The sequence below is a fragment of the Methanospirillum hungatei JF-1 genome (assembly GCF_000013445.1).
GTDB classification, from domain to species: Archaea; Halobacteriota; Methanomicrobia; order Methanomicrobiales; family Methanospirillaceae; genus Methanospirillum; species Methanospirillum hungatei.
This window is the reverse complement of record NC_007796.1, coordinates 1430271-1451624: the sequence shown is the minus strand read 5'-3', so window position 1 is coordinate 1451624 and position 21354 is coordinate 1430271. Positions and strand designations below refer to the sequence as shown.

22 protein-coding genes and 2 pseudogenes are annotated in these 21354 nt (G+C 44.6%); 10 read left to right on the top strand and 14 right to left on the bottom strand.

Going from position 1 to position 21354, the window contains the following annotated elements:
* Positions 1-849, top strand: a complete 849-nt coding sequence (locus tag MHUN_RS06720) for a pirin family protein (protein WP_011448299.1) — start codon at positions 1-3, stop codon at positions 847-849.
* Between the two features lie 76 nt (positions 850-925).
* Entirely contained in the window at positions 926-1408 is a 483-nt protein-coding gene (locus MHUN_RS06715; protein WP_011448298.1) for a UPF0158 family protein, read from the top strand.
* On the opposite strand, the gene MHUN_RS19985 is transcribed toward MHUN_RS06715, so the two are convergent.
* The 8 genes from MHUN_RS19985 to MHUN_RS06680 form a co-directional block, all read right to left on the bottom strand.
* The gene (locus MHUN_RS19985) at positions 1316-1597 is read right to left on the bottom strand and encodes a type II toxin-antitoxin system Phd/YefM family antitoxin (protein ID WP_011448297.1); all 282 of its coding nucleotides are present in this window, start codon (positions 1595-1597) and stop codon (positions 1316-1318) included. The two genes, MHUN_RS06715 and MHUN_RS19985, sit on opposite strands and share 93 nt — an antisense overlap.
* Before the next feature lie 91 nt (positions 1598-1688).
* On the bottom strand, positions 1689-2507 hold the full coding sequence (locus MHUN_RS06710) for an AAA family ATPase (protein ID WP_011448296.1): 819 nt from the start codon (positions 2505-2507) through the stop codon (positions 1689-1691).
* 40 nt (positions 2508-2547) lie between these two features.
* Positions 2548-3390 (bottom strand): 2Fe-2S iron-sulfur cluster-binding protein, encoded by an 843-nt coding sequence (locus MHUN_RS06705; RefSeq protein WP_239441583.1) that lies wholly within the window; start codon positions 3388-3390, stop codon positions 2548-2550.
* Positions 3362-5050, bottom strand: coding sequence for a NuoF family protein (locus MHUN_RS06700; RefSeq protein ID WP_011448294.1), 1689 nt, complete (start codon positions 5048-5050; stop codon positions 3362-3364). Before MHUN_RS06700 ends, MHUN_RS06705 begins: the two co-directional genes overlap by 29 nt.
* The gene (locus MHUN_RS06695; RefSeq protein ID WP_011448293.1) at positions 5047-5529 is read right to left on the bottom strand and encodes a complex I 24 kDa subunit family protein; all 483 of its coding nucleotides are present in this window, start codon (positions 5527-5529) and stop codon (positions 5047-5049) included. The genes MHUN_RS06700 and MHUN_RS06695 overlap by 4 nt, the downstream gene beginning before the upstream one ends.
* A gap of 20 nt (positions 5530-5549) precedes the next feature.
* On the bottom strand, positions 5550-7436 hold the full coding sequence (gene cooS, locus MHUN_RS06690) for an anaerobic carbon-monoxide dehydrogenase catalytic subunit (RefSeq protein ID WP_011448292.1): 1887 nt from the start codon (positions 7434-7436) through the stop codon (positions 5550-5552).
* Positions 7437-7451: 15 nt separating this feature from the next.
* Entirely contained in the window at positions 7452-8057 is a 606-nt protein-coding gene (locus MHUN_RS06685; RefSeq protein ID WP_011448291.1) for a 4Fe-4S dicluster domain-containing protein, read from the bottom strand.
* 128 nt (positions 8058-8185) lie between these two features.
* The gene (locus tag MHUN_RS06680; protein ID WP_204223039.1) at positions 8186-10135 is read right to left on the bottom strand and encodes an alkyl/aryl-sulfatase; all 1950 of its coding nucleotides are present in this window, start codon (positions 10133-10135) and stop codon (positions 8186-8188) included.
* A 388-nt stretch (positions 10136-10523) separates the two neighbouring features.
* Between MHUN_RS06680 and MHUN_RS06675 the strand changes: the two genes are divergently transcribed.
* The gene (locus tag MHUN_RS06675) at positions 10524-10733 is read left to right on the top strand and encodes a hypothetical protein (RefSeq protein ID WP_048067342.1); all 210 of its coding nucleotides are present in this window, start codon (positions 10524-10526) and stop codon (positions 10731-10733) included.
* 102 nt (positions 10734-10835) lie between these two features.
* Here MHUN_RS06675 and MHUN_RS06670 read toward each other — a convergent pair whose 3' ends face one another.
* Both MHUN_RS06670 and MHUN_RS06665 read right to left on the bottom strand, forming a co-directional pair.
* Positions 10836-11393 (bottom strand): HdeD family acid-resistance protein, encoded by a 558-nt coding sequence (locus MHUN_RS06670; RefSeq protein ID WP_011448289.1) that lies wholly within the window; start codon positions 11391-11393, stop codon positions 10836-10838.
* Between the two features lie 200 nt (positions 11394-11593).
* Entirely contained in the window at positions 11594-12265 is a 672-nt protein-coding gene (locus MHUN_RS06665; RefSeq protein ID WP_011448288.1) for a DUF2115 domain-containing protein, read from the bottom strand.
* 303 nt (positions 12266-12568) lie between these two features.
* Between MHUN_RS06665 and MHUN_RS17355 the strand changes: the two genes are divergently transcribed.
* From MHUN_RS17355 to MHUN_RS06650, 3 genes are all read left to right on the top strand, one after another.
* Positions 12569-15067 carry a PAS domain S-box protein gene (locus MHUN_RS17355; RefSeq protein WP_052288829.1) on the top strand — a complete coding sequence of 833 codons (2499 nt, stop codon included), beginning with the start codon at positions 12569-12571 and terminating at the stop codon, positions 15065-15067.
* A 78-nt stretch (positions 15068-15145) separates the two neighbouring features.
* Positions 15146-15892: a class I SAM-dependent methyltransferase gene (locus MHUN_RS06655; protein WP_158498182.1), complete on the top strand. Its 747-nt coding sequence runs from the start codon at positions 15146-15148 to the stop codon at positions 15890-15892.
* Positions 15893-15972: 80 nt separating this feature from the next.
* Entirely contained in the window at positions 15973-16257 is a 285-nt protein-coding gene (locus MHUN_RS06650) for a hypothetical protein (RefSeq protein WP_011448285.1), read from the top strand.
* Between the two features lie 196 nt (positions 16258-16453).
* Here MHUN_RS06650 and MHUN_RS18210 read toward each other — a convergent pair.
* Positions 16454-16795, bottom strand: a pseudogene (locus tag MHUN_RS18210) (PAS domain-containing protein); the annotation flags it as partial.
* A gap of 406 nt (positions 16796-17201) precedes the next feature.
* Between MHUN_RS18210 and MHUN_RS19980 the strand changes: the two are divergent.
* Together MHUN_RS19980 and MHUN_RS06630 are read left to right on the top strand one after the other, a co-directional pair.
* Positions 17202-18022 (top strand): annotated as a pseudogene (locus tag MHUN_RS19980) (EFR1 family ferrodoxin).
* Positions 18023-18065: 43 nt separating this feature from the next.
* A complete protein-coding gene (locus MHUN_RS06630; RefSeq protein ID WP_011448282.1) occupies positions 18066-18692 on the top strand; it encodes a GNAT family N-acetyltransferase in 627 nt (208 codons plus the stop codon).
* On the opposite strand, the gene MHUN_RS06625 is transcribed toward MHUN_RS06630, so the two are convergent.
* The 3 genes from MHUN_RS06625 to MHUN_RS18960 form a co-directional block, all read right to left on the bottom strand.
* Positions 18689-19135: a hypothetical protein gene (locus tag MHUN_RS06625; protein WP_048067338.1), complete on the bottom strand. Its 447-nt coding sequence runs from the start codon at positions 19133-19135 to the stop codon at positions 18689-18691. The genes MHUN_RS06630 and MHUN_RS06625 overlap by 4 nt on opposite strands.
* Positions 19136-19297: 162 nt before the next feature.
* Positions 19298-19615, bottom strand: a complete 318-nt coding sequence (locus MHUN_RS19975) for a hypothetical protein (protein ID WP_394296013.1) — start codon at positions 19613-19615, stop codon at positions 19298-19300.
* A 119-nt stretch (positions 19616-19734) separates the two neighbouring features.
* Positions 19735-19884 carry a hypothetical protein gene (locus tag MHUN_RS18960; RefSeq protein ID WP_158498180.1) on the bottom strand — a complete coding sequence of 50 codons (150 nt, stop codon included), beginning with the start codon at positions 19882-19884 and terminating at the stop codon, positions 19735-19737.
* A gap of 65 nt (positions 19885-19949) precedes the next feature.
* On the opposite strand from MHUN_RS18960, the gene MHUN_RS06615 reads away from it, so the two are divergent.
* Positions 19950-20615: a DUF120 domain-containing protein gene (locus MHUN_RS06615; protein WP_011448280.1), complete on the top strand. Its 666-nt coding sequence runs from the start codon at positions 19950-19952 to the stop codon at positions 20613-20615.
* Positions 20612-21331: a 3,4-dihydroxy-2-butanone-4-phosphate synthase gene (gene ribB / locus MHUN_RS06610; protein ID WP_011448279.1), complete on the top strand. Its 720-nt coding sequence runs from the start codon at positions 20612-20614 to the stop codon at positions 21329-21331. The genes MHUN_RS06615 and ribB overlap by 4 nt, the downstream gene beginning before the upstream one ends.
* Positions 21332-21354: the final 23 nt, after the last annotated feature.

Sequence of the window (21354 nt, the reverse complement as noted above, 5' to 3'; positions counted from 1 at the left end):
ATGGGGTTAAATCAGCCGGTGAAGGAGATTCTTATTGCACGTGAGACTATCGAAGGAGCCGGGGTCAGGCTGCATCGAGCCTTTGGATACCATGAGATACCCCGTTTTGATCCATTTCTGATGCTTGATGATTTCAGGGGGGATTCTCCGGCTGATTACCTGAAAGGCTTTCCCTGGCACCCCCACCGGGGCATTGAAACGGTTACCTACATGCTCGAAGGAAAGGTTGAGCACGGCGATAGTATAGGAAATTCCGGAATAGTTGGAGCAGGAGCGGTTCAGTGGATGACGGCTGGTTCAGGGATTATTCACCAGGAGATGCCAAAGCCAGTTGATGGAAAGATGGGAGGATTTCAGCTCTGGGTCAACCTTCCCCGGTCGCAAAAATATCATGTGCCCCGATACCAGGAGATATCTCCCGATATGATCCCGGTGGATACTCTTGAGAATGGTTCGAAAGTCCGGGTGATCGCAGGTACATATGGACGATTAACTGGTCCGGTTCGTGAGATCATCGTGGATCCGGAATATCTTGACGTGTCAGTCCCAGCGAATTCGAAGTTTTATCATCAGGCCCGGCCTGGTTTTACCGGAATCATGTACGTGTTTGAAGGGAGATGCACGGTAGGGGTTGGAGATCCGGTCTTTTTGAAAAACCGGAATCTTGCACTCCTGGCTCCGGGAACTGTCCTTGATCTTACATCCGGGGAAGACGGCTGTCGGTTTTTGTGGATCTCTGGAAAGCCAATAGGAGAACCAATTGCCTGGGGAGGACCGATTGTCATGAACACAAAGGAAGAGGTGGATCAGGCATTTACCGAATACCAGAATGGGACGTTTATCAAATAACACATCTAAAGTTATAAGCACAGTCTGAATTCCGGATATTTTGCTGATATCTTATTTGGGGATAATGGGGAATTCGATGGTCAAAGATAATGATGTTAATCAACGAGTCGTTCATCTTTCAATCGATGAGATAGCAGAAGCTCTGGATAATTGCACCTTTGACACCAGATATATCATTGATCTGCAGGAGGAGGAAATTATCCGATTATCTGAGTATATGATGTCTTCTGAAGAGATTCAGGAAGTTTTTGATGAGATTGATGACGATGAAACCGGAAGATATGTTCTGTTCCCAATCCGGATAGGTTCACGGGACGGGCATGCAGATATGGAACTCTTTATTGAAGAAATCAAGAATCCGGAAGTTCAGGAACTCACGAATCAGGTCATCAGGGGGCCGAAACCCTTCCGGAGATTCAAAGAGATACTCTCTAGATCCTCCTCTGCTGATTCTGTAATTTCTATCTCAAATGGCGTTATCACGCTTGAACTCTTGGATAAAGGTATGAAACGATCTGGTTTTTCCTTGTTCTACATCCTGTTCTGCAGATGCAAGTAATCTGGCAATATTCCCGGCATGAATTAATTTTTCATACTCTTTTACATCTAGCAATACAGAATCTGCCCGGCCATTGACGGTAAGGAAAACTGGCCGACCAGTTGTATGAATATGATCCAGGATCTCCCGGGTATGACGTTTCAGATCAGTAACCGATCGAATATCTTCAGAAGGTGAGAGTGCAGACATGTGATATGAAATATAGTGTATTATTAGGTATTAAATTTGGCATCTTATCCGGAGAAAAGATAAAATTATGAACTCACTCATCGGTCGTTCTTCACGCTCTCAATAGCCCATGCATCTCAAGTGACATCATCAATTCCCTGACTCCATCCACAAACTCTGACGGTTCATCGAGTATTGGCCGTACATCCGGATCAAATAATGACATCATCTCATCGTACGGAATGTAATATTTTCCAGAGAACAGTTCTTCATGGCCGGCAAGCATCCTGGTTACTTTTGTGATATCTCCTGGGGATCTAACCCGGTTTATGACAAGATGGATATCCCTTATCTCCAGCTCTCTGGCAAGTTCTGCTGCATGTTTTACAACCTGGACCGCATTAAATGTTGGATCTGCAACCAGAATTGCCTGATTAAAGCCTTTTGCAATGGCCCGGCCAAAATGCTCAACCCCTGCCTGGGTATCCATGAGAATTATCTCCCCCTCCCGAAGATTGATATGTCTCATAACTGCGTCAAGCAGGGTGTTCTCCGGACAAAGGCACCCGGTAGCAGCTTTTACTACGGTTCCCATGACCAGGATGTTGACACCGTTCGGGCCTTTCATTCCAAACCGCTCAACTACATCTGAAACATCCGGGTTGAGGGAGAACATGAGACCATATCCGGAATCAGGTCTGGCCCCGGTCTTCTCCTCTATATAATCCAGGTTTTTTGAGAGCGGAACAATCGATTCAGCATCTTCGGGAGAAACCCCGATAGCATAGGGGAGGTTCATCTGGGGATCTTCATCAACCGCTAATACAGAATATCCTCTTCCTGCGAAAAGATGAGAGAGGAGTGAGGTTATCGTGGTCTTTCCAACGCCCCCTTTTCCGGTAATAACTATCCGAAATCCTTGAGTGCTCATTATACTTTTTTACTCCTCGAATGATTTTCGTTCCATGATATTATGACCTTGGGATTCTCCCGATCTCCATTCTGGTGATGTATTTGCGCCTGCATTCAGGGCACAGGGTTCGTAGCTCTTCGATAATTGCAGGGTCGAGTTTGTCCAGCACCTTGTCCATGAGTTTCTCCGGTGCATATGACTTCTTGCATGATGAACATGTTGCAAGAGGGACGGCTGTTCCGGACCATGATTGCATGATCCGTTCTGCATCACTATCTTCAAACACTATCGCTTTCGTCGGACATACCTGAGCACAGGCAGCACACCCTGCACAGTCCGGATTGTGTTCAAAAAACGGCGTATTGATAACCGTGTATGGCCCCCGGTTTATGAAATTAATGGCACTTGTGCCCATGATTTCATTACACACCCGGACACATAATCCACATAATATGCATTTTCCGAATAGCGGGTCATCATGAACAATCTTCTTGAGAAACCGCGTCTTTGTGACTCCGTATTTCGCTGCCATCTCCCTGATTACCTCTGATTTTGGTGCTTCTGCAAGGTAGAGTTCAAAGAGCAGGCGTCGGTGTTTTATGATCTCCGGAGTGTCGGTCAGGATTTCAAGGCCATTGTGAACTTTGATGGTGCATGCGGGAGTCATTGTTGTCTTTCCACAGGTGACCACATCAACCATACAAAGACGACAGGCACCATATGGTTCCAGGGCTTTTTCATAGCAGAGGTGAGGGATGTCAATATTCAGCCTCAAAGCGGTGAGAAGGAATATCTCTCCCTCTTCAGCCAAATACTGATTTTTATTAATGGTGATGGTAACCATCCGGTTCACGGATCCGAAGAGTGACATATCAGGCCTCCGGCGAGATGAGGTCATCATACTCCTCTTTAAAATACTGCATCGTGGTCAGAACCGGATTTGGTGCAGTCTGTCCAAGGCCACAGAGTGATGTCTTCTGAACCGTTTCAGCCAGTTCTCTGAGCAGCCCGATATCCTGGCGGGTGCCTTTACCGGCGACAATACGATTCAGGATAAGAAGCATGTGTTTGAGACCTTCCCGGCAGGGGACACATTTTCCGCATGACTCACCTGAAGCGAAATTGATAAAGTACCGGGCAATGTCAACCATGTTGGTATCCTCATCCATCACCACAAGACCGCCTGATCCCATCATAGTCCCAACCTGATTCAGGCTTTCAAAATCAACCGGTGTATCAAAGAGTCTGACCGGGATGCACCCTCCTGATGGACCCCCGGTCTGGACTGCCTTCACCTCTTTTCCCAATGCTCCCCCGTTTCCGATATCATAGATGATCGAATGCAGGGATGTTCCCAGAGGGACCTCTACCATACCGATATTATCAACCTTTCCGACGAGTGAAAAGACCTTGGTTCCGGTGTTTCCTTTTGCACCGATGGATGAATACCATAACGCTCCTTTGGCTATGATAACCGGGACATTACACCATGTCTCAACATTATTCAGATCAGTCGGCTTTCCAAAGACTCCTTTCTCGGTAAGTCGTGGAGGGCGGAGGCGTGGTCGGCCGGTTTTCCCTTCGATGGATGCTGCAAGAGCGGTTGATTCTCCACAGACAAAGGCCCCTGCACCGGTCGCTATCCGGATATCAAAATCAAATCCTGTATTGAAGATATTTTTCCCAAGTAACCCATAGGTTCGTGCCTGGTCAAGTGCCAGCATGAGACGTTCAATGGCGAGAGGGTACTCAGCCCGGATGTAAATCAGTCCCTCAGAAACTCCCATGGCATATGCCCCGATGAGCATCCCCTCAAGAAGCATGTGGGGATCACTTTCCATCTCGTTTCGGTTCATGTAGGCCCCAGGGTCCCCTTCATCGGCATTGCAGACGATAAATTTCTCTTCTCCTGGTGCTTTTTTTGTGATCTCCCATTTCAGACCCGCAGGGAATCCTGCTCCTCCCCGCCCCCGAAGGCCCGATCGCTTTACCTCATCGATGATAGCATCAGGTTTCATACTGGTGAGTGCCTTATATGCTGCAAAATATCCGCCAATACCGATATACTCGTCAATGTCCTCAGGATTAATAAGGCCGCTGTCCCGAAGGATCACTTTTTTCTGATGAGCGAAGAAGGGTATCTCTCCATATTCTGGAAAAGTATCGAACTCATTCCCATAGACAAGGTTTCCGGTGATATGGTCCCAGTCGGAAATTGTACAGAGCACTCGATCAGATGGAACATCACCATGAAGAGCGAGAGAGATAATTCTCTCTACATCATCTGGTTTCACCTTCCGAAGTAAAACAAGGGCTTTTCCGGGGATGCTTACTGATACAATCGGCTCCTCTTTGCAAAACCCGATACATCCGGTCTTAACGAGAGAGATATCAAGGTTTTTCGTCTGAATTATCTCATCCAGCAGGTTATACAGGGCCATGCCTCCGACTGCTATCCCGCATGATGATGTCCCTACTCCGATCCTAAGCCTCCCCGGCTGGATCTTTTGCAGCCCTTTTTTCCGAATGGAGTCTAGATCTTCGGATGTCTGAATCCTCATCGCTTCCACCCGTACATCTCTAATATCTCCGGGATTCTTTCAGGGGTTACATATCCATGCAGTTCACCGTCAACATGGAGCACCGGAGCCATGCTGCATGCACCAAAACACCGGGCAATCTCAACCGTGAACTTGTTATCAGGTGTTGTCTGAAGATACTTGCCGTCCTGTACCTCTCCTGATAACCCAAGATGTTCTTCCAGTGTCTCTAATATTTTTTCTGCTCCTTTCACATGGCAGGGGGTTCCCATACAGACGGTGATTAGGTGCTCTCCAACCGGTTTCAGACTGAAAAATGAGTAAAAGGTGACAAGAGCAAAGAGCTCGGATAAAGGGAGGTCCAGTTTTTCAGATACCAGTTTCAGGGTATCCATGGGGATGTGTCTTTCCTGTATCTGAATTTCCCGTAAAACTCCTAACGTTCTGCCAGCAGGATAGGGATATTTTTCAATAATTTCGTCAAGCCTCTTTTCATCCATTATGCTCTCCAAAAGGAAGGTTAAATGTTTAGTGCCTTTCTCTTCCGGTTGATCTCTGCTTCAAGGAGATCAGCGGTCTTCAGGGGATCTGGTTCAACCGCGAATGCAGAATTTGTAATCCCCTTTACTCCGTCTGCGAGCAGATTCAGAACATTGCTACTGCCGAAGATCTTCGGCGGTATACCAAGAACTGTATAGACACCGGATGAAACAAAGTAGGTCCCGATTGAGATGGCTTTCTGAGAGTACCATTCCGGAGCTGCTCCACCGATTGGGAGATCCCCGATTCCAACTCCGAGCTCTTTCGCAATATTGGCCGCTAATACCAGAATTCTAGAACAGTCAACACAGGATCCCATATGCAGGACTGGAGGAATACCAAGTAGCCTGCACACTGATGCAAGTCCTTCTCCAGCGAGATCTGCTGCTTCGGGAACTAATAGGCCTGCTTTTCCGCAGGCAATGGCTGAGCATCCGGTCTCGACAACCAGGATATTGCGTTTGATAAGTTCCTTTGCAAGGGTTATATGCCCATAGTCCTGTTTAATCCGTGGATTATTACATCCGACAATACCCACACATCCTTTGATTGTACCGGCAACGATGGCATCGATGAGTGGTTTGTAGGTTCCTCCAAGAGCTTTTCTGATCGTCTCTTCAGAGAATCCTGCCATTACTTTCATAGGCCGTTCAGGGATTCTGACCCGGTCAGGATTTCTGTTCGGGAAGTTCTCTATTGCCAGTTTTATTATCTCATGAGCGGTATCTCGGGCATTTTCTGGTCTGAATTCTTTGTATATAGTTCCAGAGATCTTTCCCTTGGTGCTGGTTGTAATTACTTTGGTATGGTAACAACTGGCTGTCAGCGGAATGGAGTGATATATACATTGATAATCAACAACCATTGCCTCGACTGCCCCGGTTGCAATGGCAAGTTCCTGATCAAAGAATGAACCGGCAAGCGGAATGCCGCTTCTCATGAGGAGTTCATTGCCGGTACAGCACATGCCAACAAGATTGATCCCTTTTGCTCCCTTTTCCTCAGCCATTTTTTTCAGGTCAGGTTCTTCTGCGACATTGACTATCATCTGAGAGAGCAGGGGATTATGGCCATGAAGGACAATATTGACCTTATCCCTGCTCAGGGTAGCAAGGTTTGTGATTGATGTGAGCGGAGTTGGAGTGCCAAACAAGATGTCTGAACATTCCGTTGCTGCCATGGAACCTCCCCATCCGTCAGAGAGCGACGTTCTCATCGCATGTAGGAGCAGATTCACATAATCCGCATCAACTCCCATGTGAATGCGATGCATTGCCTCCACGATTTCACGATCAATACTTCTGGGCATGATCCCGGTTTTTCTCCAGATATCTTTCGTCTTATCCGGGGCCAGTTCCGCCAACTGGATCCTGTTTTTAATAGTACCAAATTCTTCAAGGATACCAAGAGCAAGATCTTTTGCTATATCGTTTGGACTCCGCCCATCTGTCTGAATTCCGTATTCGGTTGCGAGCCGGTGTAATTTTTCAACATCCTTGATCTGGTAGCCTTGTCCATGTCCTTCAGCAGTTTCAAGCAGAACCTGAACAACTTCCCTTCCATGATCTGAATGGGCAGCAGCTCCCACACTTAAGTCATCAAGAAGATTCCGTGCAACAATGGTGTCCACATTCGCACCACATACCCCAAGGGAAGTCTTTCCACCGAATGGATCTATTCTGCAGGGGCCCATGGCACAATTATTACAGCAGACTCCAAGTTGCCCAAACCCGCACTGAGGCTGTTGAAGGGCAAATCTATCCCAGACGGTCTGAACACCCTCGTCCAATGTTTTCCTGATTATCTCCTGGTCGGTCCGGTCTGATGCTCTCCTTTCCGCTTCTATTCTTATATCCTGTTCTGTCATATGTCCACCCTCCTCTTATGATAATGATGCAAGTCTTTCCATTACTGCCTGAAATGCTCTGATGTTCTCTGGAATGACGGGGACTTCGATTTCAGCTCCCCGTGATGTGATCATTTGGGTTGTAAAATCACTCCTCGCTACCCGGATAAGATCATTGATCTCACCAAATTCCAGAGCACCTGTCTTACATGCCTCTGCACATGCCGGAATTTTTCCTTCTCCAAGCCTTTCGATACAATTGTCACATTTTGCATTGACTTCCCGATCCGGTGCTGGCTTGATAACCTTCCGGAACTCAATAATTCCAAAAGGGCAGGCCATGGCACAGACACCACACCTGATACATTTCAGGTAATCAACAAGAACAGAACCGGTACTTTCATCCCGGCTGAGTGATCCGGTCGGACAGACCTGCATACAGGGGGCAGGGTCGCAATGTCTGCACCGGTTCGGAAATTTCAGATAATTGTCAACAGCCTCTACAAAGATGCGTGGGTAAGACTTCATTTCTTCCAAGATTGCCGGAATCAGACTCTTACTTTGCGAATGTGCAATCGCACAGGCAACCTCACAATGCCTGCACCCGACACATCGCTCCTGCCGAACAAAGACGGTTTTCATCCATGGTACCTCTGTTACGTTTTAATTTCACACACCGAATCATGAATCACATTATTTCGAGAGAGAATAATTGTGATTCTGTAGTGAGTTGGGATAAAGGTTGTTATTATCCTGGAAAAAAGGAAAAGTTAGGGAAGGACAATATTGAACCCTGGATCAAATACATCAAGCATACTGACAAACCGGTCAAACAAACCTGAATCTCCGGTTACGGTGACATCTTCCAGTGCAAGTGTCGGATTGAGGGCAAGTTGTTCAAGGGTCTTTCGAGGCATGGTCACCGTTACATCTGCTTCGGATGATTGTACATCAACCCGATAGACAAGCACATCATTTTTTACTTGTATCAAAGCCTTGTCTCCGGAGTCTGATAATATTAAATTCATCTGGTAATTCTCACCGTTGACTTTTTCCTTGTTAACCCTGACAGAGATATAATCAAGTAACTGGCTCATGGTCATGGCCTTCATAATATCTTCGGAAATCCCGCTCATCTCTTTTATCGGCTCTTCCCGTCTGAGATCCTGGGCTGCTGACAGGTATGCATTTCGTGCAGTTCCTGACTCTGTCTGATATCCGAGTTGTTCAAGTGCAGCAGCTTCTATCTCCCGTGCAGCCATATTGGTTGGATCGGCAAAGACGAGGTAATGTGCAATTGAGGCAACCAGTTCATACTCCCCAGCATCATAATGCTCCTGCAGCCGGATCATAGTGGACTCAGCCCCTCCCATGTATTCGGTCATGTATGAGGCAAATTCCTCCGGTGGAAGGCGTTTTAAGTTAATCGGATTGCCATCATAAAAGCCCAGATATTTCTGGTAGGTCGCTTTGACTCCCATGTAGATCTGGCCATAAAATCCGTAAGTGTACCAGAATTCCCTGAGAGATTCGGGAGGTTCAATCATACTCGCGATCTCATCCATGGTATATCCTTTGTTGATGAGATTCAGGGTTTGGTCGTTGATGTATTTGTATAAATCCCTCTGGTTTTCGAGGAGTTCTATAACTTTATCATTCCCGAATCTGGGCCAGTGATGGGAACAGAAGACCACCTCAGCTTGATCTCCGTATAACTGCCTGGCTTCATCAAGAGCATTTGCCCAGGCGAGCGGATCCCTGACCTGTGCTCCACGGAGTGTCAGAACATTATGGAGCGTTGCCGTGCAGTCTTCTGCCATCAGGAGGGCTTTTTTCTGGGGGAACCATATGTCAAGTTCTACCGGTGCTTCGGTATTTGTTGTCAGATGGAATTCCATGTCTATTCCATCAATGGAGACCTTCTGTCCGGTATGGGTGATATCAATGGTAGGAGCGATGAGTGAAGCAACTCCAACAGATGGACTTTTCCCAAGACCTATATCGACATTCCCTTTTGCATCCTTTGGAAGCTGAATACCGTACTGGTAGGTCGCTCTTCGTTGCATGGCATTGCCTGCATATACATTTTCACTGAGAGCATGCTCCATAAAATGCTCGGGTGCGATGATCTGGACATCACCCGTCTTTACTTCCTCCTCGGTAATGACTCCCTTTACGCCCTGGTAGTGATCAGCATGGGGGTGAGAATAGATGACGGCTTTAACGGGAAAATCTCCAAGTGATCTATTCACGAGTTCCATTGCAGCTTGTGCAGTTTCCACGGAAGTCATCGGGTCAATGACTATCCAACCGGTATCTCCTTTGATAAGGCTCATACTGGTGACATCATATCCCCTTACCTGGTATATCCCATCGGTGACTTCAAACAGACCGTTGATGTTATTCAACTGGCTCTGTCTATACAAAAGCGGGTTAATCGTATCCGGACGGGTATCATTATTCAGATATTTATATGCCTCCATGTCCCATGAAATATACCCGGGATATACCGAAGGGATAGTCAGCGGATCATCCGTCGCAATAAAACCCCTGGTTGCAAAATCAAAATCTTCATCATTGTTATCCCAGGCTGGAGTGTCATTCATTTTTTCATGGATAGCAATGGTGTACTCTGATGCATCATTCCTGTTATCCGCAAATCCTGTCCCGCATATCAAAACGAGACAGAGAATACTGATCAAAACCCTGAAAAATTTCATATGTGAACATAGCATGATTAATTTTTGTGGGTATAATAGGATCGGTTTTCTACCTGGAATCAGGAGATTTTGAGTATATACTATTTCATTGATCAAAGGTGTAAAGGATTATTATATCCAAAAACAATAGGAAACTGTGAAAATTTGTATGAGAACAAGTCTGGTTTTTGTTATTATCCTATTTATTATAGGATGTTCGTGTGGTATTGCTTATCAGCCTGCTGTTGATGAAGATCCTTCAGACATCCCCAGTCTGGTTGGTTACTGGATTGTCGAGTCAAAGGGGGCAGTTTTAATGTAAGAGGATAAAAGTGGTGATTTCACGCATCACGAAGGAAAGTTTAGCAACCTCACTGCTCATGCAGAGATCACTGAGCAGGAAGGCCGTGTGTTATATTGCGAATTCTCATCTGACAAAGGATTAAATGAGACAATTATCGGAGTAATCGGTCTTGATGATAAAACAGTTCACTTTGCCGATATGGATGTTTTTACCTCATGCGAATTAATTTCTGATGATTTCATGTATGCTATCTATGGCCATGTTACTGATAATGACTCGGTCGTTGCTGCAGGGACCTGGACACGGGTACCATAAAAACCCTCTTTTATCTTTTCTCACCGAAAAATAATGCATAGTTGAAATCAAGAAAAAAGGCTGGTTAATATTTTAAAAAATTCCGAAAAAAAAGGAGAGGGTTCAGGCCTGTGCCTTCTTGACCTGAAAAGCCACTCCTACAGAACATATCCCCGCAAGTAATGCAAATGCTCCAGCAATCAGTGGAAGAGCAAGTGCTGCTCCCCATGGGAAGATGAGTAGGATGATACCAAAGACAATACTGAGTGCTCCAAGAATACCTGCTCCGGCATCTTTTGATCGCATCGCTTCATAGAGTTTTGTTCCACCAATGAGTATACCCCAGAATCCGATGAAAAACACCAGCATTGTCACGACAATAATTGATCCAAACAGGGGTTGTGCCATGATTGCGATTCCAGCGAGGATACTGATGATTGCAAGAAAAATCTTCCATCCCATGTTTGTTTTATCACTGAACAAACTCGCAAGGGTGAATATTCCTCCAACAAACCAGTATACTCCCATGAATAGAACCAGGTAATAGGTGGTGATCAGGGGAGTAGTGATAAACATCAGACCAATTATGATAGCCATTATTCCCCAGACAAGAACGAGCCACCAGGGCATACTCCTGACAGCCGCATCTATTTCTGCGTTGGTAATATCTTCTTCGCTCATGATATCTGTCGTATATGGACTTGTATAAGAAATAAGACTTTGCTTTTCTAACTTTTCAAGACACGGTGTTCCGGGTTATCGCAGGAAGAATGCACCGCTTATTGAGAGTCGGATGAGAGAAGCTATGGAAAGGGAGAATGAGTATCTTACCAATTATTCCTCCTCCAATTAGCAGAAATGAATATGAGAACTGCTCCGATTTACCCGTTAAAATGATGATAATCGTAGATATTCTTAATATACTCCTGCTTTCGATGTTTACTTCCCTTTATTGGTGGCTTGAGATATCCGATATCCGGGGTCTGTTCTGCCGGGCAAAACGGGCAAAGGGCTGCATCAACATCATGTGACTTGGTTCGGACCGGGCAATAATACTTCCCGTCTATGAAATCGACTTTATCTCCTCCGGGGAAGGGCATGCCAACCGGATGACCTGGTATCTCCTGGACGAACATACAAAAACCTGAAAGGAGAAATTTTAAAAAACGAAGTCGGTTTCCAGGTATATCTCCGGTTGAGCATCGGTCTGCAACCATCATCCAGTATTCTTTCGCTTGATCTGAAACTGGTTCCTGAATCGTTGCAAACGAACCCTGCTGGTTCATGAGTCGGATGTTCTGGTATGTTCCGTCAAGGAATACAGCAATCGTCTCTTCAAGTTCTTTTTTATAATCCGGAGAGAGTGAATCGATCTTTCCAGAAAAATTCACTTTCATCTGTTTCAGATCGTTGGGTGAGTATGTAAGGACGATATCAGCAATTGCAAGACCTAAATCTCCTCGCATCAGGAGCGAAGAAAGTCTCCTACACGCATCAGCAATTGAATGAGTGCCGGTAACTTTCCCTTTATCGAATGTGAGTAACTTAACCATTCTATTTTATTACTCCTTTTCTTATCGGTGATTGTATATCTGAATCGAAGAATGGGAATACATCTCCTCCTAATCATATTTATAGTGCTGAGTATCTGAAAGGATATCATATACAATTCTGATTGGATGGAAGGAGTATATTTTCCATTTTAATATTTTTTGAGTAAATATTTCAACATAAAAATAAAATTAGAAATTCTTTTTTAGCACTCTTTTGAGATAGCAGATATTTTAAACCCTGTAAATGATTATATGTGTGTATCAGTTGAATTGCAGGTATGCATTCACAATTTGGAATCATCTATGATATCAGTACTCTATGTGGATGATGAGCCAGTGCTTCTTGACATATGCAGATTGTTTCTGCAACGTTCAGGAGATATGCAGGTTACCACATCGACTTCAGCTTTGGAAGGTCTAAGTCTTCTTACTTCTGGGGCCTTTGATGCGATCATATCTGATTACCAGATGCCCGGAATGGATGGAATTGAATTTTTAAAGGCGGTCAGAAGAGATAACAAAACGATCCCCTTCATAATTTTTACCGGAAGGGGTCGTGAAGAGATCGTCATTGAGGCTTTGAAAGAAGGAGCTGATTTATACCTCCAAAAGGGAGGAGACCCCCATTCTCAGTTTGCAGAACTTAAAAATAATATTGAACAGATTGTGCGGCAACGAAAAGCAGAAGCGGATCTTATTTACAGTGAGACATTATATCATACTCTCTTTGAGGCAGCACAGGATGCCATATTTCTCATGGATGGCAACCGGATCATCGAATGTAATCACCGCACTGAAGAACTGTTGTCAGCGGATATGAAGGATATCATTGGGAAGAGCCCGGTTGCTTTCTCTCCGGAATATCAGGATGACAATACATTATCCATCGATAAGGCAGGTATTCTGATACAGGAAGCTCTTGATGGTAATCCCCGGTTTTTTGAATGGAAACTTAAAAAAACAGACGGAACGTTTATTCCAGTAGAAGTGAGTCTAAACAGAATCGAAGTAAAGGGAAATTATCTTCTTTTGTCGATCATTCGTGATATCTCCGAGCATAAACGAATTCTGAATGAATTAGAAAGAAAAACAGAGGATTTGGGGGCATCATATGAGGAGATACTGGCAACAGAGGAGGAATTGCGTCATCAATACATTGCTATCTCCCAGAGTGAGAAGGCACTTCGCCAAAGTGAGGAAAAACTTCGTTCTACGCTCGCTTCGATGGATGATCTGGTCCTGACTCTGGATACACAGGGTGTATTTCTTGATGCCTATAATGAAAATACCGGGCAATATTTTATTCCTCCCGAACAGTTTATCGGGCATCATTATCGTGAGATACTCCCGCCTGATCTGTCTGATCTTTTAGGATCTGCGATGAATGCGGTGATTGTAAGCGGTCGAACCGAACAAATATACTATGACATGCATGTGTCAGGAGAGAATCGGTCATATAGTGCCAAAATGTCAATTCGTCTGGATGAAGATGATACCATATCCGGCTTTACTATTGTTGCACGGGACATCACCGATGAAAAGAGAGCACAGAGAGAACTTATCGAGAGTAAATCCAAACTTGAGGCGGTTATTCAGGGCAATCCTATTCCTCAGTTTGTAATTGATAAAAACCATATTGTGACTCATTGGAATGAGGCTCTTGCAGCGTACAGTGGTATTCCCTCATCCAGGGTTATCGGAACCAAAAATCATTGGATGGCATTTTATCTCAACGAAAGGCCATGCCTTGCAGATCTTCTTGTGGATGGTCAGGAGGATAAAATAGCACAATGGTATAAGGGGACATATTCCCGGTCTGGCCTGGTGAAAGATGCCTATGAGGCGGTTGATTATTTTCCCCGGATGGGAGAGTCAGGAAAATGGCTCTATTTTACTGCTGCCCTCATCAGAAATGAGGATGGAGAGATCATTGGTGCAGTAGAAACCCTTGAGGATATCACAGAGCAGAAAGAAGCCTACCGGAAACTGGAACAGGAGGGTCTCATATTGAACGCAGTTATTCACGAATCTCCGGTTCCGGCATTCGTGATTGATAAAGATCATAAACTTATGTTCTGGAACCTGGCACTTTCCAAGCATAGTGGCATCTCTTCTTCAGAGATCGTTGGATCCACGCAGCAATGGCGGGCTTTTTATAAAGAAGAGAGGCCTTGTCTTGCAGACCTGCTGGTTGATAATGTTCCTGATCAGATTGAAAAGTGGTATGCCGGTAAATACTCCCCATCAAAATTAATACCTGGAGCCTATGAGGCGGTTGATTTCTTCCCGTCTCTTGGTACGCATGGAAAATGGCTCTATTTTACTGCAGCTCCTATAAGAAATGAAGATGGTGGGATCATCGGGGCAGTTGAGATACTGGAGGATATTTCAGATCAGAAGAAAGCCCAGGAAGAGCTGCACTCAATCAAGCAATACCTTGAGAGTGTCATTCAGAATGCCCTGGTATGGATCATGGTTCTGGACAAGGAAACAAATATTGTCATCTGGAATAAGGCCGCTGAAGAGATAAGCGGTTATACAGCCGATGAGGTGGTCGGAAAAAAGTGGATATGGAAATCCCTGTATCCCGATGCTTCATATCGGAAAGAGATAACCAGTGAAATTGTTCATATCATTTCTGATGATAGTTATTTTTCAAATTTGAAGACACAGATACATGCAAAAAATGGAAGACTGCATACTATCACCTGGAATACCCGGGCATTACGGAACGAAAAAGAGGAGATAACCGGGTATGTGGCCGTGGGTATAGAGAACCTATGTAGTGCAGAGATACGCTGAAAATCTTACATTCCTTTCATTGGTAAAAATATGCCTTCCTTTCAAAACAGGAAATAGAACTCTGGACTCACCTGGTCCGTGAAATTGTTCAAGCCGGAAAAAAACCGAAAGAATATCGAGCAGTTTTCTCATTCGATTCCGGAATTCGATCATCCGATTCGCTTCATGGATATAGGATGTGGAGATGGTGCACTTACCTGCCGTCTCCTGGCTCATCTCATGGAATCTAAGAAAGTGCCGGAAATTGGTGAGGTCCTGCTCATTGATCCATCTCCGGCGATGATCTCCATGGCAACAGAAAAGGTGAGGAGTGCCTTTCCTGATGTGATTATTTCAACGGATAATGCTAGGATTCAGGATTGTTCATTATCGTTTGACAGACATTACGATATTGCGATGAGTTCTCTTGCATATCATCATATGCCGGTTGAGGATAAACGAATTCATCTCTCAAGGTTAAAGCCATGGATTAGCCACTTTCTTCTGTTTGAACTGGATGCGAATAATGATACACCGGAGATGTATTCCCCGGAACTTGCGGTTTCGGTGTATCAGTCATATGGGAGGATCATGGATTTTGTTTTTGCTCATGATGCCCCGGTTGAGGTTGTCACTGACTGTATCGATTCGTTCCTCATGACTGAGGTTGTATCAATTTTATCTGAACCGAGAGGGATCAGAACCGATTATCATATGCTTCGAAAAGAGTGGTTAGATCTGTTCAGTCAGGTTCTTGAACCGGAATTCTCTCTTCGCTCTGATTCGACCTGTTACGGAGATGAGTATGTCGGATTATTCACATTGCATTATGGAAGGGATGGATAATGATCTCTCAATTATTCATTTTCTGTGCTGGTTTCATGAAAGGGCTTGTACTGTCGTAACTGCGTAATCCGGAGGAAGGTATGAATAAAAAAGTAGTATATCTTACTGGTTTGGGATTTATTATCGTTGCGATTATTGTTGCGGGTATTCTTCTTACTACTTCCACCCGTCATAGCCCTTTACCGGAAGAACATGATATTCGAAATATATCTCTGTCAGTTTCTTCACTTATCAGCATTTCGGAGAATGGAGATCTGGTTACCCTGTCATATGTCCTTGAAACTTCACGGTTTGGAGAAGATGAATTAACTTTGACACGAGTTGAAGTGCTTAATAAGGAAACCGGAGAAGTATCCATGTTTTAGAAAAAGATAATCTTCAAAAAGCTCTTTCACAGGGTGATGATAGAGATAATCCCACCATCACTCTCGACTTTCAAATCAGTTCAGATATAATTCCAGCCATGATAACACACCGGTTGTACTTCATATCGGATGGCAGGGCTATTTTGCCTTTTTCGGTTCTGGGTGGAGAGATTCAGATATAAATGGTTGATAAATTTTAATGATTATCTGTTGGCACTATCTGGAAAAAAACCGCCATCGCATTTTTTCCGGTCTGAAATGCCGTTACCTTAAATATTGCACTCACGATATTCTGCCCATCATCATTAACCTGTCTTTTTCTGACTCTTTCTCCAGTGCGTACTACCTGCCGGTACAGGTCCGGTATATTCGTTTTTGCCAATTCCGGAAATGCCTCTTCAATTGGTTTCCCAATAAATCTGTTATTATCAATCCCAAGAATGGTATCCGCTGCCGTGTTGGATCCGGTAAAGATTAAACGTTTATCGTCCAGAAGTTTATAACTATGGATGCCGAATGGTGCATTCTGAATTATCGTCTCAAGATGTTCTTATCCATAAGTACCATATCAATCTCCTTTCTCAAAGAAATATCTTTGAAAATTCCCTCAACACCGCGATATTCCCCTCATTATCGTAGTAATAATGACTTGAGACTTCAACAATAAAAGGAGTTCCGTCTTTTTTTCTAACGGTTATCTCTTCATTCTCAAGATATCCTGTCTCCTGAATCTTCTTTAAAATGATGTTCCGATAATCCGGATGATCGCTTCATTATAGAGGGGGATGTAATTACCCATGCAATCATGGGAAGGCCCTGCTTTTTCGAATATGCAGTTTCTGCAGAGATTTTTCCTTCCTGATAGATATTGTGGTATCTTATGATTTGTATATCTGTGATAAGTAGCCAGTATTTATTTAAACTCTGCCGTGGATTACCCACGTATGACAACAACTCTGTATGTATTTACGGGAACCGGAAATTCTCTTGCAGCGGCAGAGTTCCTTGCACAAAAACTCGGTGACACGGTCATCGAGTCGATTCCTATTCGGATGAAAAAGGCGGGTGTAGTGATTCCTGATACGAATAAGGTAGGTTTTGTATTTCCGGTTAATTACTGTGGTGTACCATTTATACTGTCAGAATTTATTCCACGAGTCTCCCTCTCTCATGTCCCCTATATTTTTGCCGTTGCAACAGCGGGAGGTATTGGAAGATATGCCCTTCTTCAACTTGACAAGATGCTGAAAAAAAATGGGTCTTCACTTCAGGCAGGATGGCTGGTCCGGATGGTTGATAATTATATTCCGTATGGGGGAGCTCCGGATGAAAAGACTCAAAAAATCTTCTTTCAGATGCAGAGAGCTTGCTTGCCAACATCGCAAACTCCATTCAGGCAGAAAAGAAGGAGATGCCAGGATTTCCTGTACTGAGTCAGCTACTCCATTTCCTGCTTTATCCCCGGTTCATCAGGAGTCTTTCAGAAATTGATACCCGGTTTCATGTTGATGACACTTGTAATGGATGTGGTATATGCAATCAGGTTTGTCCTGCTGATAACATCCGGATAATTGACAATAAGCCGGTTTGGCAGCATCATTGTCTCTTCTGTCTGGCATGTATCAATCTCTGCCCCAAAGAGGCGATTCAACTGGAAGAGAAACACAGGAATAAACGGAGGTACCATAATCCATCAGTCCCTCTGAAAAAATTGATTCAGATCCAGAGTGCTTTTGACAGTCCCTCTGATCAGTACTATGGATAGCCCATTCATGAATGCTACTGATATTCTGAAGAGATGAAATGCGATGATATCTGGTAAAATCCCTGGTTTAATGCCCCTACGGAGAGAACAAATCACTGTTGCTGCTGACATCCTCACATCAGCCTTTGAGAATGATCCAAAAATTGCTTATCTCTTCTCTCAAAAAGGAGAAGGCCATACCATCCAATCCGAGCTCTTCCGGTTTGAATTAACATATACCCTGCGATATGGATGGGTATATACTACCCCGGATCCTTTGAGAGGTGTCGCCTTATGGCTTCCATCAGACAAATCAGAGATTACTACCTTCAGAGGTCTTATCAGTGGTGGAATACGACTTCAGCGGAAGATCGGAAAAGAAGCTATGAACAGGGTTTTGGAGTTTTCTCATCACATTGATAAAAAGCATATGACAGAGATGCCCTATATTCACCTCTATCTTTTTGTACTTGGTGTACATCCCGATTATCAGAATCAGGGTGTTGCAGGGCGACTTATCAGACCTGTTCTTGATCATGTGGAGAAAATTGGAATTGACTGTTATCTCACTACGCAGAATGAAGAAAATATCGGTTTTTATGAACATTTCGGATTTGAAATGATCTCAAATGAGTACCTGGAGTTAATGCAAGTTCCAGTAATTACTATGAAAAAAACGGGGAAATATTAGGATACTCCGGTGATACCGCTCAGTTTCCCTCTGAACTGGTTCATGTATAGGTTATAGTAAAGCCCTTTCTTATCCATCAGTTCAGTATGGGTTCCCCGCTCAATAATCTCTCCCTGATGTATGACCAGAATACAATCTGCATGTCGGATGGTGGAGAGCCGATGGGCGATAATAAACGATGTTCTTCCTTCCTGCAGATGAAATAGACCATTCTGGATAACTTTCTCTGTTCGTGTATCAACATTACTGATCGTTTCATCAAGGATGAGCTTATGGGGATGGGCGACCATGGCTCGGGCGATGGTCAGCGTCTTTTTTCCCTGAGAAAGATTGGCCCCTCCGTCTGTCAGGAATGTATGAAAAACATCGGGTTGAGCCAGGATAAATTCAAATGCCCCGGTTTGTCGTGCTGCATTGATGCAACATATCCTGACCGCTGCCACATGAAGGACAAAGAATATGAGGATGTGCTGCAGTTCTACAAGTGATTCCCAAAATTCTGGTCTAAGATGAATTTGCCTGGGTGATAAACGACAAGACAATAGTAATAATCAAAAGTGGCATCATCAGGATGAGAATGTACTGGGCAGCTGGGGTTACGTTTGTCAAATCATGTGATATGTTAAAGGGGGGTTGAGAGAAAAGTCCGAATCTAATACTGGGTCCCAAGGTTCATGGGATTTTTCATTCCCTCTGCATCTCTCACACAGATACATGCGGCAAAGATCAGGCCGTGTCTGATGGACTGTGCACATGGCAAGCTGTTCGTCATCAAACCGGAGGAATGGGCAGGCAAGTGGTCTTTGATCGAGAATTGTCGTAGAGGAAAAAATTTCTCTTTTGTCCTGATCAATGATTACAACCTGCCGAACACCGGTGATAAGGTATTGTATAAGATATTCAAACGGTCCGATCTGTTCCATGATGCCAAAAACATCGCCCATGTAACTGCAGCAATAGCCACATCGGTTGCAAGTATATGGTGGTGAATTAACTGCGGGCATGGTAGCAAATGAGATAGTCGTGTTCACTGAACTGGCAATTACCTCTGGTTTTTAGTGACATTCGCTGTGACTTCACCAATGACAGAGATGGCAGATGAGAATTTCATAGTACTCATGTTCATGGTGATATATGAAGGGATGTGTGATATGTAGTCTGGTTGGAACTCCGGAATCAATACCTGGATCATATCACTTATGATATCCTCTCCATATATGGAAACACATTAATAGGATCCATCTCACATATGATATCATGGTTACTCCGGAGGATCTGGAATGTCTGAAACGGATCGCCCTCATGGGCGGTCTGAACACTCCGGTTTTCCTCAAAACGATAAGCCTTGGTTCTGAACTTGGATTCAGTCCTCAGACGGCATCCCGAAGATTACGCTCGCTTGAGCAGCAGGGTTTTATCAGCCGGACTTTGGGAACTGACGGACAACAGGTGACCATAACACATGGCGGCGAAGATGCTCTCCGTCAGGAATACTGTGATTACTACCGCCTGTTTGGCCGGCAGGAAAAATCTCTGATGCTGAATGGAACCGTTCAGTCCGGTCTTGGAGAGGGGGCGTATTATATGAGCCTTCAACCCTACGCTGATCAGTTCCAGAGAATCCTTGGGTTTACCCCATTTCCCGGTACTTTGAATATCCGCCTTCTTCCTGGAGCAACCCTTCAGAGGAAGCGTCTTTCAAGTGCAGAGTGGAAGGTCGTGCAGGGATTTGAGTCAGAAGGACGGACATTTGGAGATGTCAGGTGTCTTCCCTGTTTTATCAGGGACGTTCCCTGTGGCATTATCATTCCCGGGCGGACCCATTATCCTGAAGAACTTATCGAAGTTGTCTCTCCTGAAGGCCTTCGAAAACGATTTTCTTTAAAAGATGGCGATGAAGTAACAATTGAGGTGACATTATGACAAAAGACGCATTTACTGCACTCAGGCAGGGTGAGATGGTCCTGCTGTATGACTTTGATGACCGTGAACGAGAGACCGATTTTGCCATGCGGTCTGATATGATAACTCCCCGCGACATCTGCCGGATGCGAAATGATGCCGGCGGACTTATCTGCACGGCAATACCCTTCCAGGCAGCTAAGAAACTAGGTCTTCCATTTGCCCGTGAAGTCCTCCGAAACTGTGCCATGGTTGAAAAACTGGGAGATATCCCCTATGATCCGTCCAATAATTCCTCGTTCTCGCTCTGGGTCAACCATAGGGATACCTTCACCGGGATTACCGACCGGGACCGGACGAAAACTGTAAATGCACTTGCTGAAGTAGTTCAGGCAGTCATGAATGGAGAGCCTTCATCATTCAAGGAACATTTCAGAACTCCGGGTCATATGCCGGTTCTCATCGCGGCTGAACATCTCTTGTCCCAGCGTCATGGTCAGACCGAACTGTCGATTGCCATGGCAGAGATGTCTGGTATTATCCCAAGTATCACCATCTGCGAAATGCTTGATGATGATTCAGGATATGCTCTCTCTAAAGAAGATGCAATACGATATGCAAAACGTCATGACCTTGCGTTCATAGAGGGTTCAGAGGTTCTGGACCGGTGGGAAAAGGTGGCATATCCAAAACCACAATGCACCGGACCAGTAACAGCAGCAGTAAACCGTATTTAATCCTCTTCGTCACCTCTTTTGAT